The organism is Betaproteobacteria bacterium, from assembly GCA_016713305.1.
In the GTDB taxonomy this organism is placed as follows: Bacteria; Pseudomonadota; Gammaproteobacteria; order Burkholderiales.
Genome location: JADJPK010000031.1, coordinates 654,340 through 673,593, shown reverse-complemented (window position 1 = coordinate 673,593; position 19,254 = coordinate 654,340). Strand labels below are relative to the sequence as shown.

Below are 19,254 nucleotides of genomic sequence, written 5' to 3'. Positions count from 1 at the left end.
ACGCGGGCATCCATCGCATCACCCTTCGCCGCGACACCGGCTTGCCTGTCGTCGTTTCAGAAATCGTTCGCTCGGGCAAGGGACCAAGCCAGTCGCCGCGACGCGTTTCGACGCCTGTTCTGCGCCGTCTCGTTGCGGCCTTGATGGCTGTATCCGTCTGCACTCCCGCGATCGCGCAAGTGGCGCCGACGGCATTGCCGCAGGGGGGGCAAGTCATGAGCGGCGCGGCCGCCATCACCCAGCCGGGCGCAGCACAGATGCTGATCGACCAATCGAGCGCACGCGCCGTGATCGACTGGCAGGGTTTCAGCATCGGCGAGAACGCATCGGTCACGTTCAATCATCAGCTGGGCGCATCGAGCGCCACGCTGAACCGCGTGGTGGGCACCGAGCAGTCGGTCATCAACGGCATGCTGCAGGCCCAGGGGCAGGTGTACCTCATCAACAGCCAGGGGATTCTCTTCGGCCCCAACGCACAGGTGAATGTGGGCGGCCTCGTGGCGTCCGCGCTCAACATTTCCAACGAGGTGTTCGAGAAGGGGCTCACCTCCCTCATCGTCAATCCCCGTGCGGCCGACCCGGAGCATACGCAGCCGGGTGCCGCCTTCGTGTGGGAAGGTGATGCGGCCGGCTTCCGCAACGTCAAGGTGGAAGTGCAGGAAGGAGCGCGCATTCGCACAACCGCCGGGGGACGCGTGCTCCTGTTCGCACCTCAGGTCGTGAACCAGGGACGCATCGAATCGCCGGAGGGCCAGACGATTCTCGGTGCCGGTGCGAAGGTCTATCTGACCGCCCCGCTCGACTCGGCCTTGCGCGGCTTCCTCATCGAGGTGGACCCCTACTCCGAAGGCAGTACGGTGATCGGCGGCAAGGTGACCAACAAGGCCGCGGCCGCATGGACCGAGACCTCCGGCGACTCCATTATCGAACGTGTCTACCAGATTGTGGCGAAGCGGGGCAACGTCACCCTGGCCGGCTTTGAAGTGGAGCAGAGCGGACGGATCCTCGCCACCAGCACGGTGGACCAGAACGGATCCATCACGATTCAGGCGCGCGACACCTGGACGCGCAACGAGCGGCGCGAGGTGGCCGGCTCCTCCGACCCCGTGTTCATTCCGCGGGCCGAACGCACGGGTTCGGTCGTCATCGGTGCGGGCAGCGAAACGAGCGTCCTGCCGGAAACGGCATCGTCCCGCTCGCGGCCGGGCAATCTCGGGGCCATCACGGAAACCGACGTTCTACCCACGGTCGAGAGTTCGCGCGCGATCACCGACGACCAGTCGCTGGTGGTCCCGACCATCACGATCTCGGGGCGCTCGGTGCGGGTGAGCGACGGCGCGGCGGTCCTGGCGCCGGGAGGGAAGATCAGCTTCCTTGCGCAGGAGGCGGCCAGGGCGCCGCTGGACCAGGACGAGCTCACCGAACGTACGGTGCCCGGGTTCCAGATCATTCCGGACAACTCCACCGGAAGCGCCGACACCTACGACAACCGCGGCGTGCGGGTGTACGTGGGGCGGGATGTGCGGCTGGACGTGGCCGGCGTGCGCGACGTGGCGCTTTCCGTGGCGCGGAACGTCGTCGAAGTCGATCTGCGCGGTCCGGAACTCAAGGACGCGCCGGTGCAACGGGACGGCATTCTGCGCAACTCGAAAATCTATCTCGACCTGCGCACGTCGCCGGACATCGTCGACGCGTCCGGATTCAGAAGCCAGGTCCAGCGCGGCGTGGGCGAGCGGCTGGCCGCGGGCGGCAGCATCGTGCTGCAAAGCGAAGGCGACGTCGTGGTGCGGGAGGGGTCGGTGCTCGACGTCTCGGGGGGCTGGCTCGACTATGCCGCAGCCACAGTGGGCGTCACGCTGCTCGAGTCCGGCGGGCAGGGGACTGCCTTTGCCGACGCCAGCGCTGACCGGATCTACGACCGGATCGTGAACGTTCAGCAGCAGGAAGCCGGCTATCGCGAAGGCAGGGACGCCGGCACGATACAGGTCTGGGGCGGACGGGTCGCAGTGGACGGGACGCTGTCCGGCACGGCAGTGTCGGGTCTGCGACAGCAGGACGCCGCCACTCAGCCAAAGGGAGGCCGCCTGCTGCTCGGCGATGCGGCCGATCCGGCGGGAACCCTCTATGCCCAGCTTCGAATCGCGTCCGAAGCGGTCAGGCTACCGTCCGACTTCGTTACCGACCAGGCCATCGGGCGTCTGTCGACGCTGCCTTCCACGTGGTTCGGCGCGGGAAATCTGACGCGGCTCGAGGCCTATACCTTCGGCACGGTAACGCAGACGGCGGACGCGGGACTCCATCTGGGCCCTGGAGGCTCGGCGATCCTGCATGGAGGCTCGACCGTGCTGGCGGGGAGCATCGTCGCTCCCGGCGGGGTGATCGACGTGGATGCACTCGGTTCGCTCACCGTGTCGAGCGGGACCTATCTCTCCACGGCTGGCACATGGACCAACGAGCGGAAGTCGGCGCTTGCGGGCACCGTTCCGGGCATCGTCACCGTGAACGGCGGGTCGATCGCGCTTCGTGGTACCGATGTCACCTTGTCCTCGGGCAGCCGTCTCGACGTGTCAGCGGGCTTGTCCTACCTGGTCAACGGCCGCTTCCGCTACGGCGACGCCGGGTCCATCGCCCTGCGCACCCGCGGCCCGATTCTCGGCGAAGTCGAGACCTCCGGCGCGATTCGGACGCGCAACCTGGTGATCGACGACACGGTTGAGATGTCCGGTTTCGGTTTCGGGCGGCACGTGGGAAGCGAGGGAGGGTCGCTGGAACTGAGCGCATCGTTCCTGACCATCGGCGGCCCGGAGAACGTGGAGGAGCGGCGTACGCTGATTTCGCAGCTGGCTGGCGACAACCTGCTGGGCTCGGCTTCCGCGTGGACGGATCAGGACAAGGCCGCGGGTCGCGCCCGACCCGGCGAACTGCACCTCACGTCGTTGTGGGACGACCGTGGATTCTCGAACTACGACCTGCAGGGTGCCGACGGTGTGCTCGTCATGCCGGATGCGGTCGTCGCACCGCTGGCTGCCTTCCGGGTCGTCCAGCCCGATGCGAGAGGCGCGGTCGCCGGGGTCGACGTTTCATCGGTTGCAGCGGTGTCGCGATCCGGCCTGGCAGACCTGCAGCCCGCCGGCAGCATCGCGCTGAGCGCGCTCAGGAACGATCCCCTCCTGTCGTCCGTCAGCGTCCACCAGGGTGCACGGGTGGACGCCGGCGTGCTGGGCAACGTCACGATTTCCGCGGCCAGCCGCATCCTGATCGATGGAACGGTGCGTGCGGCAGGAGGCTCGATCGACATCCGTCTGCCGCAGCCGACCCTGACCGATGTCTACGACGCAACCCGCAAGATACTTCTGGGCGAGCAGGCCGTTCTGGACGTGAGCGGCGTCCGTATGCTCGACTCCGTGTCGAGGCCGCTGCTTGACGGGCGCGTGCTCGATGGCGGATCCGTCGTCCTGGATGCGGCCAACGGCGCACTCGTCACGCAACGGGGCTCTCTCATTGACGTACGCGGCACATCGGGAGAGGTGGCACTTGCGACCACGTCGAACGGAGCGGTGATCTTCGGTTCCGTTCAGCGCGTGGATTCCGACGCCGGACGCATTTCGCTCGCGGCTCGCGAGGCGTTGCTGCTGGGCGGCCGCCTGGAGGCCGCGCGCACCGGCTCTGCGCGCGGCGGCGAGATCACGGTGACCATGGATCGCGAGGGGCGCAGTTTCGAGACGCCGGCGGACGCGACGCTGGCGTCGCGGCTGGCCGGTCCGCGCCGGTTGCAGGTGTCGCTGCGCTCCATCGATGTTCTCGATTCGATGAGCCTCTCCGGTTCGGTGCCGGACACGCTCATCGGACTTGGCATCGTCGAGCACGCCGTGCTGGAGGACAGCGGGGCGGACATCGTGGCTCTTTCCTCAGAGCACCGCATCGAGTTTCTCGGCAGCGGCGCGGACGTCGCGCAGCAGTCGTTGTCGCTGTCACCCGCGCGCGAACTCCGCCTCGAGGCGCCGAACATCGTCGTCGAGGATCCCAACGGCTTCCATCCGGGAACCCCGGCCGCGCGTACCCTGATCGTGAACCTCAGCGCGGCGTATGTGGCGCTCGGACCGGTCCGCACCGCACGCCAGTCGGATTCCCTGCGCATGGCCGCCGCGGGCGGGCCCGGGACGATCGCCGTTTCCGCGGTCCAGGCGGATCTCGTGGGCAATCTCGCGACGCAAGGCGTCGGCACGCTGAACTTCGTCACGAGCGAGGATGTGCGGCTGCGAGGCGTCGCGTCCGTCTCCACCGGAACCGACGGCAATGCGGTCGTGGCGTTGCCCGGATCGCTGAGCACCCGAGCCGACGTGTCCGTCACTGCGCGCTCCGTGCATCCGGAAACCTACGCCAAGTTCACGCTGGATCTCGGCGACCGCACGTTCTCGGTCGCCTCTGGTGGGGAGGCCGCGCCGGTCCTTTCGGCAGGCGGCGTACTGCGGGTGATCGCCGGAGACATCGTGCAGGGCGGGTCAGTCGTCGCACCGATGGGATCGATTTCCTTCGAAGCGAGCCGGACCATCACGCTGACCGGCGGGAGCCTCACGAGCACCAGCGCGCACGGACAGGAACTGCTGTTCGGCCGGACGATTCTCAACGGCCGGCGACTTGTCTATTCGGCAGCCGGCGGGGATGGAGACCTGGCCATGCCCGAGAAGCGCATTTCGCTGACGGCGCCGCAACTCGATCTCGCTGCCGGTGCGGTCGTCGATCTGAGCGGAGGCGGGACGCTCACCGCGTGGGAGTTCGTTCCTGGCACGGGCGGGTCGAAGGACGTGCTCGACCCGGCAGTGGCGGCAAACCGGTTCGTCATCCTTCCCGGCTACGCGTCCCGTTTCGCACCGCACGACGAACAGATCATGACAGGTGTCGCGCTCGACGCGGGGACCGCTCTGCGGATCGAGCAGGACGTGCCGGGACTGCTCGAGGCCGGGGACTACACGCTGCTGCCGGCCCGATATGCGCTGTTGCCAGGCGCGATTGTCGTGACGCTCGACACGGCACAGCTCGACACGCTGCCCGCCGGCAGCATCCGTCCGCAGGACGGATCGTCGCTTGTGCTGGGCCGATTGCTCACGCCGGGTGCCGACGGCGGATACGTGGCCGACGCGCGGTCGTTCAGGGTGGACGTGGCCTCCGCCGACTGGGCGCTTGCACGGTCGCAGTTCGAGATGACCACGCCCGATTCGTTCTTCGGCACGACAGCCACGACGAAGAGCGCGGACGCGGGTGCGCTGGTCCTCGATGCCGCGAATGCCGTGACCGGCGGAACCAGCGCCCTCGTGCTCGAGGCGGAGATCCGCTCCGCCGCCGCGTCGGGCGGACGAGGCCTGTGGCTGGACGTGAGTGCAAACCGGCTGATGCTGACTGCCGATGGCGGGGCCGCTCCGTCGGGATGGGTGGCTCTGGATGCGGGCAGACTCGGCGATATCGGAGCAGCAAGTATGCTCATCGGCGGCACGCGGGCGGCACAGGACGCAACGACGCTTCTGCGAACCCGTGCCCAGGAAGTCGTCATCGACACCGCCGGTGGCTCCGCGATGACGGTGCCGGAATTCCTCGCCGTGGCGGGGTCCGTCGTGGTCCGGGGAGATTCCGTCATCGCTCCCTCGGGCAGCGCGGCCGCCACGGCCTATCGCGTGTCCGGAGACGGATCTCTCCTGCGCGTGTCCGGCGGGTCCCAGTCGGCGCTGACGAGAACGAACGTCACCGGAACGAGCGGATCGCTGGTGATCGAAAGTGGCGCCACCCTGACGGGACGCTCCATCGTGCTCGACGCCACGCGGGAGACGCGTGTTGCCCCCGGCGTGCTGGACTTCGGCGCGAATCCCGGCACCGCGCTTACTCTGGGAGCGACGCGCATCAGCATCGGCGATGCTCCGGCGGGGACGGAGGGATCCATCCTCGCGCAATCCGACCTCGACACGCTCTCGACGCTGACCGAACTCCGCTTGCGCAGCTACACGACCGTCGACCTGCATCCGGGGTCCGCGGGTCTGACGCTCGGTTCGGCCACGCTGGGCTATCTGGGCATCGAGGCCGCGGGCATCGCCGGTTACGGTTCGTCCGGAGTCCGGGCCGTCCTGCAGGCGGGTACCGTCAGCCTGTCCAATCCGGCCGGCATCGATCACTCGGCTTCCGTTCGCACGGACCTTGCGCAGGGCGCGGGAACATTGCGAATCGAGGCTTCCACGATCCGTCTCGAGGACGGTGCCGGAGCCTTCGGCGTTTCCGGGTTCACCAAATCGGAACTCGTGGCCACGGCTGACCTGGTAGGAGCGGGTACGGCGATTCTGCAGGCGGCAGGCGACCTCGAAATCACCTCGGCGCGCATCGTCGGGGATGTGGCGGCGGACACCACGATCACGGCAACCGGTGTGTTGACCACGATCGCAGGACCGGGCGTGTCGTCGGCGGCATGGGAAGGGTTCGGAAACCGCTGGACGCTGCAGGGCGCCAGCGTGCTCCACGGCGGCCGCATCGAGGCGCCGGCGGGACGGATCGAACTCGTCGCCACCTCCAGTGGGGGGCGCGTCGAACTGCAGCAGGGTTCCGTGCTTTCTGCGCCGGGATTCGAGAAGACGTTCGACACGGTGGCCGTGGCCACGTCGGCCGGGACGATCGTGCTTTCCAGCGGCGCCGGCAATGTGGTCGCGCAGGTGGGCAGCACGATCGACGTGCACGGCGCGGGAGCGGCGGACGCGGGAATCCTGCGCGTGAGCGCCGCGACGGGGACCGCCGACATCCGGGCGACGCTCTCGGCGGCGGCGCAGGACGGCCGCGCAGGGCAGTTCTCGCTCGATGCGGCCGCGGTGAGCGGCCTGGCGGATCTGGCAGCCGCACTGCGCACGGGCGGGTTCACGGAATCCGTCGACATCCGGCAGCGCAGCGGAGACATCACGCTGAGCGCCATCGACATCGTCCGCGCCCGCGAGATCCGTCTCGCCGCGGACAATGGCAAGGTGGACATCGCCGGAACCCTCGATGCGTCCGGTCCGAAAGGCGGAAGGATCGAGATCTTCGCAGGCAATGGCGGCGCGTCGAACGGAGGCACGCTGGTTCTGCGCGGCACGGCCCGGCTGCTGGCCAACGCCACCGAGTACCTGGATTTCGCGGACGGAACCCGTGGTGAAGGCGGCACGGTGATTCTGGGCGTGGGGGGCACCCGCGCTGCGGCAGACGACGAGGCCGCCGCGCTCGACCGGGCGTCCCGCCTGATTCTGCTCGATGGCAGCCTGATCGACGTGTCGACCGCCACCGGAGACGCTGGCTCCGGTGTGCGGCGTGGGGAAAAGCCCTGGGAGACGCTGCCGCGGGGCGGGCAGGTCGTCCTGCGGGCGCCTCGGATCGAGAGCGGACTCGGTACGTCGAATCCCGACGACATCGCCGTCACCTCGCGCGCCGACGGTGTGGTGGCCGGGACGCTTGACGCGAGCATCAGCGGTGCCGAGAGCATCGTGCTGGAAGCGGTCCAGGTGAGCCGCTTCGGCGAGAGCGGCGTGACGCTGACCGGTGGAACCTCCGCGTCCTCCGTGCTGAACACCCTCCGTACCGCCACGAACACCTTCATGGCCAATGCAGGAGCCATCGAAACGCGCCTGGGTATCGGCGCCGACGCCCGCTATCACCTGCGTCCCGGCATCGAGATCGGGTCGCAAGGGGACATCGTGCTGCCTCAGGACTGGGACCTGCGCAGCCGCTCCACGGCCGCGACTGGGTTCTACTGGAGATACGGCGCAACGGCCGCTGCCACACCAGGTGAACCGGGCCTGCTCACGCTCCGGGCCGCGGGCCGCGTGACGCTGAACGGATCGATCTCCGACGGCTTCAACGCGACCACCGGTACCAACGTCTATCCCACGGTCCTGCGTACGGCCAATCTCGTGCAGTCCACCTCGGGCGCCCAGTTCGCCGACACCGAGGGCGACAGCTGGTCGTACCGCTTCGCTGGCGGCGCGGATCTCGGCGCCGCGAATCCCCTCTCCGTGCTGGACGGCAGCGGCATGTCGGGGCGCGACGGGCGCGTCGAACTTGCCTCCGCCAAGGTCGTGCGAACCGGCGCCGGAAGCATCGACATCGCGGCGGCCACGTCGCTCGTGTTGGGTGTGGACGCCTCAGGCGAAGTCGTCGACTCGGCCACCTCCGCGATCTACGTCGCGGGCCTGGGCGACCGGCCCGACAACCACGCGGACGTGGGACCCGACGGACGCAACCAGTTCCTGGTCGCCGGAGGATTCTCCGGCGCATCGGCGCCGCGATACCCGCTGCGGGGCGGAGACATCCGCATCGTGGCCGGCGGCGACATCGAGGGCACCGGCGGCAACCGGTGGGTGAACGACTGGCTGTTCCGTATCGGTGCCGTGGACGAGAACGGAAACCTGGAAAGTGCCACGAACGACAGCGGCTACTTCCGGCCGACGTGGTGGACGCAGTTCCAGTATTTCAGCCACGGCATCGGTGCCTTCGGCGGCGGGGACGTGAACGTGACCTCCGGGGGTAGCATCCGCAATCTGGGCGTGGCGTCCGGAACCAGCGGACGCCTGCCCGGGGAAGACGGCGCGGCGCCCGACATGGCGAATCTCAAGGTGCTGGGCGGCGGCGATGTCACCGTCTCCGCCGCCGGCGACATCCTGACGAGCGTCTTCCATGCGGGCCGTGGCGACATACGCGTGGCCGCGGGGCGCGACATCGGCGCCGCCCGGACCACCTCGGAAGGAAAACCCATCTACTCGCTCGTGTCGGTGGGCGAGGGCAATGCGCGGCTCGAAGCGGGGGGCAGCCTGGGGCTGGCGGCCGTGCTCAACGCAACGTTCTCGCCGCAGCCCTCGACGAACGCCAGCAATGCGAGCCGCGTTTCGTATTTCTCGACCCTGGCGGCGGACTCGGCGGTGGAGCTGGTCGCCCGCGACGGCGTGTTGGCGCTGGACAACGGCGGTGGCGCTCCGCTCACGAGTTCGTTCGGCATTCCTGGCGCAGGCACCGACGTCGCCGCCCTGACGCTCTACGCCGGGTCGCTGCGCGCAACAGCCATGAGCGGCGACCCTTCCGTAGGCAGCGCCATGACGCTCGCGCCAGCGGCGGGCGGCCAGCTCGACCTGTTCGCCTCGGGCGCCATCTCGTCCGCGGGGCGCATCAACATGTCCGCTCTGCCCGTGTCCGCTCTGCCGACTGCCGCCGCTCCGAGCAACGAGTTCGGCGACCGGCTGGCCGTCGTCACGGGGGCCGACTACTTCAGCCGGTCGGCCTACGGTCCGGAAAGCCCTCATTCGGGAGACACCGAACCGGTCCGCATCATCGCCCAGGGTGGCGACGTGAGCGGACCCGGCGGTTCCATCTTCCTGCAGCTTCCCAAGCGGTTCGTGCTGCAAGCGGCGGGCGATCTGAAAGGCGGCTGGATCTCGGCGCAGCATCTTGCGACCACGGACTGGTCCACGATCTCCGTGGGCGGCGACATCGTGTACGACTTCGCGGCGTCCAACGAGACACTGCAAATCGGCGGACCGGGCACGCTGTTCGTGACGGCCGGTGGCAGCATCGATCTGGGCCCGTCCAGGGGCATCGTCTCCCGCGGCAACTTCAACAATCCCTACCTGCCCGAAGAGGGCGCCGACATCGTGCTGATGGTGGGGACGGGCGAGGCGCGTTACGACGGACTCCTGCTCCGTTACACCGATCCGGCGCTACGTCCCTTGCCCGAGGATCTAGCTTCCTCCTACAACGTTTTCGTGCGCACGGAAATGAGCCGGCGGGTGGCGCAAGGCGAATCGACGGACGCCGAGGTGCGGGCCGCCTACCTGGCGCTCAAGTCGGTCGATCCGGCCGCCGCGCCGATTCCGGTCGCGTCGGTCAATTCGTCCGACGCAGCCACGCTTGCGGCGATGCGCGCCACGCTGAAGGCGCGCGAAGCGAGCGGTTCGTTCGGGGTGACGGAGGCCAGGGCCGCGTACGCGATCCTCAGGGCGACCGACCCGAAGGCCGCCGCACTTCCGGATTCACTGACGGATGCCTACGACGGGTTCGTGCTCGCCTTCATGCGCGAGTGGTCGGGCAACGGCACGCTCACACTTCAGCAGGCACGCGACGCCTACACGGTCCTGCGCTCCGCCGATGCCGCGGTCGTGCCGCCGGCGGGTTTCGAGGATATTCTCTTCCGCTACACCGATCCTGCCGGTTCCGCCCTGCCTTCCTCGAGCATCGCGGCCTATGACAGCGCGCTTCTCGCCGCTCTCCGCCTTGCCACGGGGAATTCGCAACTGACTCCGGCGCAGGCGCGGATGGAGTACCTGCTGTTCGGCAGTTCGGATCCCGCGATCAGGTCGACGCTCGCACAGGACAAGCGCTATTTCCACCTGACCGATCCTGTCCTGGGCCTGCTGCCGCAGACGGAACTCGAGGCTTACAACGGCGCGCTGGCCCTGGCGCTGGGCACCGGAAGCGGGGCCGACGGAATTGCTGCTGCCCGTGCACAGGTCTCCAAAGCGCTCGAGCGGCCAACTGTCGCAGACAGCACGTCGACCGCCACCGAGGAGACCTACGCGTCCCAGTTGCGAAGCGCTTCCGAATCGCTCGAGTCGGCCTACGGCGCTCGCCTTCTGCAGGCGATGCGGCACAAGACCGGCGACGCCACCCTCGACATGTCGCAGGCGCGCTCTGCCTTTGCCGCTTCGCTGCCTGTGTCCGCCACCTCGCTGGCCGGCTTCCTCGAGGGATCGGCCGGTGCTCTCGAACCTGCGTTGCGACAGCTCTTCTTCCGCGAGATCCACGAGGCCGGCGTGCGGGGCGCTTCCACCAATGCGGTCAGCGACTACCGCGCCGGAGACTTCGCCATCCTCGACCTTTTTCCGAATGCGCCCGGATCGTTGACCGAAGCGTCCGATGCGCGTGCCAATCTGTCCCTCTACCGCAGCCAGGTAAAGAGCGAGCAGGGGGGGGACATCGAGGTGCTGGTCCCCGGGGGCTTCGTCAACGTGGGCGTCACCGACCTGCAGACGACCAAGGCTGCGTCCGAACTGGGCATTCTCACGACGCGCGGCGGCGCCATCCGGGCCGTCGTCAGCGGCGATTTCCAGGTGAATACCTCGCGTGTGTTCACCCTGCAGGGCGGCGACATCGAGCTTTGGTCGTCGTTCGGCAGCATCGATGCTGGGCGCGGCGCACGCACGACGAGCGCCACACCGCCCCCGCAGATCATCATCCGTGGCGATCAGATCATTCTCGATACGTCGGCCTCGGTCGCGGGGGCCGGCATCGGAACGCTCCTGGCGCGTGAGGACGTGGCACCGGGCAGCGTGTACCTGTTTGCTCCGCGTGGTGCGATCGAGGCGAGCGATGCGCCGATCCGCTCGGCCAATGCCGTGATCGTGGGTGCACAGACGGTCCGGGGCGCGGACAACATCGTCGGCGCGGGCGGCGTGACCCTCTCGTCGGTTCCGGCCGTGGTGCCCGCGGCTCCGCCGCCGCCGCCGCCGTCGAACACGGCAACCGATGCGGCCAAGGCGGTCGAGAAGACCACGGAGAAAGCTGCGGAGGCAGGGGCTGCACAGAACTTCAAGCCGTCGTTCATCACGGTGCAAGTCATCGCGCTGGGTGACGAAGACGACAAGAGGAGCGGCACGCGCTGACCCGCGGTGCCCGTCGATCGAGGCGCCGCGGCGCGCGGCCCCCGACGAAGTCACCCGGTCGTCACAAACATGCAATGCGGCATCGAGACAATCGAGGCCTCCAGTGGTTTCTTTCCTTCTCCCGAATCCCATGAGACGTGTCGTTCTGATATTGGCGGCCATGGCCATGCTTTGGCCGGCCTTGTCCCTCGCCTGGTGGAATGCCGACTGGACGGGCCGCAAGAAGATCGAGCTGGATACTTCGCCGCAGGGAGCGGGGATCTCCGCGGCCGTCTCCAATGCGCCTGTCCTGATCCGCCTGCACACTGGAAATTTTGCCTTCGCCGAAGCGCAACTGGATGGCAACGATCTGCGATTCGTCGCCGAAGACGACAAGACCCCGCTCAAGTACCACATCGAATCGTTCGACGCCACGAACGAACTCGCACTGATCTGGGTGCAGGTGCCCAGCCTTCAGGGCGGCGCGGTGAGCACCTTCTGGATGTACTACGGCAACGACAAGGCGCCTGCCGCCGGCGATGCCAAGTCCACCTACGACTCCTCGTATCTCGCTGTCGTGCACTTCTCGGAAAAGGATGCCGCCTACAAGGACAGCACCGCCTATTCCGCGCAGATCGCGACGACGGGTGTCGTGGCCAGCGGTGCCGGCGTCGCCGACGGCGCGGCAGCCTTCAACGGCTCGGCGAAGCTTGTGTTCCCGTCCGCCCCCGCGATGAAGACCGGTCCGGCCGGATTCACGTTTTCGGCGTGGGTGAAGCCGGGCGATCCGAATCAATCGGCGAGCCTGTTCGCACGTGGGCAGTCCGCGGCGGGCGTCGACGTCAGGCTCGAACAGGGAAAACTGTTCGTGCGGGCCTTCGGCGGAGAGTCGGGCAAGGTGGATCTGGCTCCGTCGGCGTGGCATCACGTGGTGGTGACGTTCGCCGACAGGGTACTCGTCTACCTCGATGGTGCGCAGGTGGCTTCCGCAGAGGTCAAGACTGCCGATCTCGACGGCGACATTGTCGTGGGGAGCGGCTATGTGGGCGACATGGACGAACTGCAACTTGCGAACGCGGCGCGTCCTGACTCGTGGGTGAAGGCACAGGTGGCCGCGCAGGGCGACGCCGGCAAGCTCACCCGGGTTTCGGCGGAAGCCGAGACCGAGGAAGGCGGCGGCGACGCGTCGTACTTCCGGATCCTGCTCGGCGCGGTAACGCTGGACGGCTGGATCGTCATCGGCATTCTCCTGGTGATGATGGTCATCAGCTTCTTCGTCATGGTTTCCAAGGGCGTGTTCCTGGTGCGCATGGACGGCGCGAACAAGGCCTTCCAGAAGAAATTCAGCGCGACGGACGACATTCTCGCGGTGGAAGGGGAGAGTGCCTCGAGCAAGCACTCCTCGCTCTTCCGGTTGCACCAGACCGCGAGCACCGAACTGCGCCGGCGCCTGGATGGCGGGGCGGCAGCGCTGTCCGACAAGTCGATCGAGGCGATACGGGCGAGTCTCGATGCCACGACGGTGCGCGAGAACGCGCGGCTCAACAGCCAGATGGTGCTTCTGACCATCGCGATCTCCGGCGGGCCCTTCCTCGGACTGCTGGGTACCGTGGTGGGGGTGATGATCACGTTTGCGGCCATCGCGGCGGCAGGCGACGTGAACGTGAACTCCATCGCGCCTGGTATCGCGGCTGCGCTCGTCGCCACCGTGGCGGGTCTCGGCGTGGCGATTCCGGCCTTGTTCGGCTACAACTATCTCGCGAGCCGCATCAAGAACATCTCGGCCGACATGCAGGTGTTCGTCGACGAGGTCGTGAGCCGCATCGCCGAACGGTACGTCGCCTGACGCCATGTCAGCCAAGGTCCAGGACGGCAACGAACCGTACGACGAGATCAACGTCACGCCGATGCTGGACCTTGCGTACGTGCTGCTCGTCATCTTCATCATCATGACGACCGCCTCGGTGCAGGGCATCAAGGTGGATCTGCCGAAGGCGTCCAACACGCCAAGCCTTGCGAAGCCCACGACCAAGGCGATCACGGTCCGCGCCGACGGTCAGGTGTTTCTCGACACCTATCCGGTCACCCTGGCCGAACTGGAGCAAAGGCTCACCCAGTTCAAGGCCGTGACCCCGGAATTTCCCGTCGTGATCAAGGGCGACTCGACGGTGCAGTACCAGAAGGTGATCGAAGTGCTCGATCTCTGCGGCCGGCTCGACATCCGCCAGCTGGGCCTCGTCACCGCCCGCATCGTGAAGTGACGGCATGCAGCCGCTGCGTGTGGTGCTGGGTATTGCCGGGGTCGCCATGACCGCGGGTCTCGCGTACGGCATCTACAGCGTGGTCTCCACGCCCGTGAAGAGTTCGAAACCGAAGATTCAGGAGATCGCGGTGCTTCGTCAGGCACCGCCTCCGCCGCCGCCGAAGCCCGAGGAGAAGCCCCCCGAGCCGGAGGTCAAGGAAGAGGTCAAGCTGCCCGAGCCCGAACCGCAGCAGCCGGACGCTTCCAATGATCCCCCGCCGGCGCAGGATCTCGGGGTCGACGCGCAAGGCGGGGCCGGCGGCGACAGCTTCGGCCTGCAGGGCCGTCCGGGGGGACGTGACATCACGGAGATCGGCGAGATCGGCACGGGGCGCGGTTCCGGCAACGCGTTCGCCTTCTTCACCGCGCTCGTGCAGTCCCACATCCAGGAGGAGCTTTCCAGGAACCAGAAGCTGCGCAGCGCCGACTATCGGGCGGTGGTGCGCGTCTGGTTCAACCCCGACGGCCGCATCTCGCGGGTCGACCTCGTCGATGGCAGCGGCAACGCGGAGATCGACAAGGAGATCCGGGGCGCCTTGGCGGCCGCCACGCCGGTTCAACCACCTCCGCCGGATCTGCCTCAGCCGGTGAAGCTGCGCGTCACGTCGAGAGGTGCCGGATGACACGTCCCTCTCCCCGGACGGCGAAGACGTCGCGACGAGCACACCAGAACCCCATGAAATCCCTTTCCCTGCTGATCGCGGCCTGCCTGTCCACTGCCGCAACGACGAACTCGAACGCCCAGACGACGCCGGCCCCGAAGGCTGCGCCGGCCGCCAAGAAGAGTACCGCGCGGACTCCAGCTCGCGTTGCGGCCAAACCGGCGCCGCTGCCCGCCGCCGACACCGAGAAGGAACGCGCCGAACTCGCACGCGACAGGCAGCAGGTAGAGCAGCTCCGTGCCACCACCCTGGGTCTCATCCGCCTGATGATCGAGGAGGGGGTGGTGGACATGGAGAAGGTGGTGCCCATGCTCGATCCTGCTTCAAGAGAACAACTGGGCACGATCGCGCCGAAGCGGCGTGCGCCGCCTCCCGCGGCTGCGGGGAAGGTGGAACGCGGCGATACGGGGGCTGCGCCCCCGGTTGCCCCCACGGAAGAGGGCGTCCCGCCGAAACCCGAAATGGTGGACGCCGACTCGCAGACTGCGTCCACTTCGCGACGCAAGGCGCCCAAGACGGTCCGGATTCCTTACGTGCCGGACGTGGTCAAGGAAGAGATCCGCGAGGAGATCAAGCAGGAGGTGCTTGCCCAGGCGAAGTCGGAGCGATGGGCCGAGCCGGGCACTCTGCCCGAATGGCTGGACCGGATCGCGTGGGAAGGAGACATGCGGCTTCGCTATCAGGGCGAGAGCTTCGACGGCAACAACATCTCCCCGTCGGACTACGGCCAGGCGGTCGATCTGGACCCGTTCAATCCGTCGCTCTCCAATACCCGGCACGACGAAGCGCTGTGGCGCATCCGCGTGCGGATCGGAATGCTGGCCAAGCTCTCCGAACGACTCGGCGCCGGATTCCGCATTGCCACCGGCACCACCGACAACCCGGTCTCGACCAACGCCTCCCTCGGCAGAGGCCGCGATCGTCAGGGCGGGCTGCAACTCACGCTCGATCGCGCGTATCTCAAATGGGATCCATTGCCCTGGATCAGCGCGTCGGCCGGACGGATGCCCAATCCGTGGTTCTGGCCCACCGACCTGGTATGGGACGAGGACCTGAACTTCGAGGGGCTGGCCGCTTCGGTGCGGCCGCAGGTGGCCGAACGCGCCACGGTCTTCGCGACCGCCGGGGCGTTCCCCCTGCAGATCCAGGCGTCCAACCCGGATGTCCCCGATCCTCAGGACAAGTGGCTGTTCGGCGTGCAGGCGGGCGGAGAATGGACCGGTTCCGACGGACTGAGGGTCAAGTTCGGCGCCGCGCTGTTCGACTACCAGAACATCGAGGGCCGTCCCAATCCCGCGACGAGCAATCCGTCGGTGGCGCCAGGTCCCAACGACTGGTCCCGGCCGTTCTACCGCCAGAAGGGCAACTCGAGATTCAACATCAACCAGAACACGTTGTCCCCGACCACGGTGCAGATGGGCCTGAGCTCGAAGTTCAGGCTGATCAATCTCGGTGGCGAACTGGATTTCGTGGTGTTCGATCCGTTCGTGGTGAAGTTCGGCGGGGACTATGTGAAGAACATCGGATTCGACGCCGGCGAGATCAGGGCGCGCACCGGAACGAACCTGGAAGCTCAGACCGACGGTTACCAGGCGAAGATCACGCTGGGTCGCGACGCCATCCGCGCGCTGCACGACTGGCAGGTGTTCTTCGGATACCGCTACCTCGAGCGCGACGCGGTGCTGGATGCGTTCACTGATTCCGACTTCAATCTCGGCGGCACCAATACCAAGGGATTCTTCATCGGCGGGTTCTATGGCCTGGACCGCAACGCGGCGATCCGGATCCGGTATCTCTCGGCCGATGCGATCACTCCGTTCGCCGTGAGCGGCGCCAACCTGCCGCTGTCCATCGACGTGCTGCAGGCGGACCTGAACGTGAGGTTCTGACCATGCGCCGGCCTCTCGCCCTCGTCGTTGCCGTGCTGCTGGTGTTGTCCGGCTCCGCCGCGTTTGCCCAGGATGCCGCCTCGAAGCAGGCAGCCCGCGAGCGCGAGCTCCTTCGCCGGGCGCAGGCGGCGCAGAAGCAGGCGGAGGAGGCCAGAGCCGCCGTGGAAGCGGAGCGCGGCAAGCTGGAAGCACAGGTCAAGGTACTCAAGTCCAAGGAATCGGAATCGGCCGGCGAGATTGCCCGGGCACGGCAGAAAGGCGATGCCCTGCGTGCCGCCGTCGAGACCCTGACCCGTGAGCGCGACCAGCTGCTGAAGGAAAAGACGGATCTTGCCGAACGGTTGTCCCGGACCGAAGCCGGGGCGAGCCGGCTGTCGGCAGAGTTGGCAGTCCTGGTGGCGTCCAAGGCCGGCGTGGACAAGGCGCTCGGCGAAATGACCGCTGCGCGAGGCGAACTGCAGCAGGTGCTGGACAACTGCCAGCTCAAGAACCGCGAGTTGCGTGCAGTGGTGGAAGAACTGATGACGAAGTATCGCGACGTCGGATTCTGGGACGTCCTCAAGCGCAAGGAACCTTTCACCGGCCTGCGGCGCGCCGAAATCGACAATCTGCTCGAATCCGTTCGCGACCGCGCGCAGGACGCGGAAGTGGCTCCGGCACGGTAAGTGCTGCAGGCGTGAACCTGGAGGGCGTTCTGGGATAATCCGGGCGCCTCGATTCCCGACAAACAATGACAATGACCTCTGCCTTGCGCAGTCCGGCGTTCGCCCGGGCGCTGCCGTTCGCTCTCTACATCGCCTTTCTTGCGTTGAATGGCGTCCTGCCGGATGACCTGCCGTTCGACGCGCGTTGGCTCTATCCGCTGAGAGTGGGGGTGGTGGCAGCCGTGCTGGCCTTCTACTGGCGCCAATACGATGAACTGCGCGGCAAGGCCAGCATGCCGGGCGGCGTGTGGGCGCTGGCCGCCGTCACCGGTCTCGCAGTGTTCATTCTGTGGATCAATCTCTCCGCCGGATGGATGACGCTGGGCGAGGCGGGAAAGGGCTTCGACCCTCGCGACGGCGAGCGGGTGAACGTGGCGCTGGCGCTCTTTCGTATCGCCGGTGCCGCGCTGGTGGTGCCCGTGATGGAGGAACTCTTCTGGCGCTCGTTCGTGATGCGCTGGATCGACAACCCGCGTTTCCAGGAAATACTCCCGGGCGCGGTCACGTTGAAGGCATTGCTCGTGTCGTCGATCGTGTTCGGTTTCGAGCACAACGAGTGGTTTGCCGGTGTGCTGGCCGGTCTGGCATACGGCTGGCTCTACCGCCTCACCGGCAACCTCTGGGCACCGGTCGTTTCGCACGGCCTGACCAATGCCCTCCTGGGAATATGGGTGCTCTATACTGGGGCTTGGCACTACTGGTGAACATGCGAAGCAGACCGATGAATTCCCTCACATGGCGGCGTTCAGCCGTTGCATTTGCCGTCCTGTCGGCATCGCTGGCAGGCGTGCCGGCCAGTGCCCTCGAGGGCGACCGCATCCGCCCGAATGTCGGCGCGGTGTACACCTACTCCGACAACGTCTTCTACCTCGACGACCGTTCGAGCGGCGGGACACTGCTCAAGAACGGCAAGCGCGGCGATCAGACGCTCGGTCTGCAGGCGGGCCTGGACATCGATCACTATGTGAGCCGCCAGACGTTCTCCCTGCGATCACAACTGACCGACACGCGTCACAATACCTACGACTCGCTCGACTATCTCGCGTACAACGCCCGCGGCACGTGGAACTGGGTGTACGCCGACCGATGGGACGGCGACGCGGGCATCGAGAAGACGCAGGTTGCCTCCAACCTGTACGACTTCCGCACCGGCGACCGGACGGCGCGCAATCTTCGCGACCAGACGCAGTTCTTCGGCAGCGCCTTGCTGCGCATGTCCCCGGACTGGAAGCTGCGCGGCGCGCTGCGCTACAGCGACATCGGCAACAGCCTGTCGCGCTTCAACAGCCAGGACCGGCAGGAATGGGTGATGGAGGCCGGTTCCCGGCGGTACAGCAAGGGCACCGACGATTTCATCGGGATCAACTTCCGATACCTGAACGGGAAGCTGCCCAATCGCGTGGTGACGGCGACATCCACCATCGACAATGCCTACCAGCAGTACACGGCCGAGGGAACGATCGACTACCAGTTCAGCGGCCTCACGCGGCTTTCGGGGAACCTCGGCTTCACCAGCCGCCGGTACAAGCAACTGGGGCAGCGGAATTTCGACGGCATCACCGGCCGTCTGTCGGCGGGGTACACCCTGTCCAGCAAGACGTCGCTCAACGGCTCCGTGTTCCGGGAGATCGGCGCCTGGGAAGATCTCACGACGAACTTCGTGCTCACCCAGGGCTTCTCTCTCAGCGCAGCCCAGAGCCTGAGCGACAAGCTGGTCCTGCAGCTCAACTACTCGCTGCGCAAGCGCTCGTTCCTGGGCGATCCGGACTTCGTGACCGTGGGCACGCCGACCCGCAAGGACAATTTCAATTCCCTGAGTGCGTCCCTCCTCTGGTCGCCCTTGCGCAATGTGAGGGTCAATGGAACCTTCTCCTACGATCGCCGGACGGCGAACGACGCCTGGGTCGCCAACGGCTTCGGACCCTTCAACGACTTCACGGCCAAGACGGTGAGCGTGAGCGGTCAACTGACGTTCTGAAGCGGTACCCCGACTCTCGTCGCCCGCTCCGGCGACACGCCGCTGCCGTGTGTTCGCGCATCTGCGTCGCCAATTGTCTGTCTCGGGTG

Annotated in this window: 8 protein-coding genes; all 8 read left to right on the top strand. The window is 67.1% G+C overall.

The window, feature by feature from the left end:
- Positions 1-215 precede the first annotated feature (215 nt).
- Entirely contained in the window at positions 216-11,651 is an 11,436-nt protein-coding gene (locus tag IPK20_24665; protein MBK8019560.1) for a filamentous hemagglutinin family protein, read from the top strand.
- 130 nt (positions 11,652-11,781) lie between these two features.
- Positions 11,782-13,476, top strand: a complete 1,695-nt coding sequence (locus IPK20_24660) for a DUF2341 domain-containing protein (GenBank protein ID MBK8019559.1) — start codon at positions 11,782-11,784, stop codon at positions 13,474-13,476.
- A 4-nt stretch (positions 13,477-13,480) separates the two neighbouring features.
- A complete protein-coding gene (locus IPK20_24655) occupies positions 13,481-13,891 on the top strand; it encodes a biopolymer transporter ExbD (protein MBK8019558.1) in 411 nt (136 codons plus the stop codon).
- Positions 13,892-13,937: 46 nt separating this feature from the next.
- Complete coding sequence (locus tag IPK20_24650) at positions 13,938-14,555, top strand: TonB family protein (GenBank protein MBK8019557.1); 618 nt, start codon at positions 13,938-13,940, stop codon at positions 14,553-14,555.
- A 53-nt stretch (positions 14,556-14,608) separates the two neighbouring features.
- Positions 14,609-16,483 (top strand): putative porin, encoded by a 1,875-nt coding sequence (locus IPK20_24645; GenBank protein ID MBK8019556.1) that lies wholly within the window; start codon positions 14,609-14,611, stop codon positions 16,481-16,483.
- A 2-nt stretch (positions 16,484-16,485) separates the two neighbouring features.
- Positions 16,486-17,148 carry a hypothetical protein gene (locus tag IPK20_24640; protein ID MBK8019555.1) on the top strand — a complete coding sequence of 221 codons (663 nt, stop codon included), beginning with the start codon at positions 16,486-16,488 and terminating at the stop codon, positions 17,146-17,148.
- 71 nt (positions 17,149-17,219) lie between these two features.
- Positions 17,220-17,891: a CAAX prenyl protease-related protein gene (locus IPK20_24635; protein ID MBK8019554.1), complete on the top strand. Its 672-nt coding sequence runs from the start codon at positions 17,220-17,222 to the stop codon at positions 17,889-17,891.
- Between the two features lie 17 nt (positions 17,892-17,908).
- Complete coding sequence (locus tag IPK20_24630) at positions 17,909-19,165, top strand: hypothetical protein (protein MBK8019553.1); 1,257 nt, start codon at positions 17,909-17,911, stop codon at positions 19,163-19,165.
- The last annotated feature ends 89 nt before the right edge of the window (positions 19,166-19,254 follow it).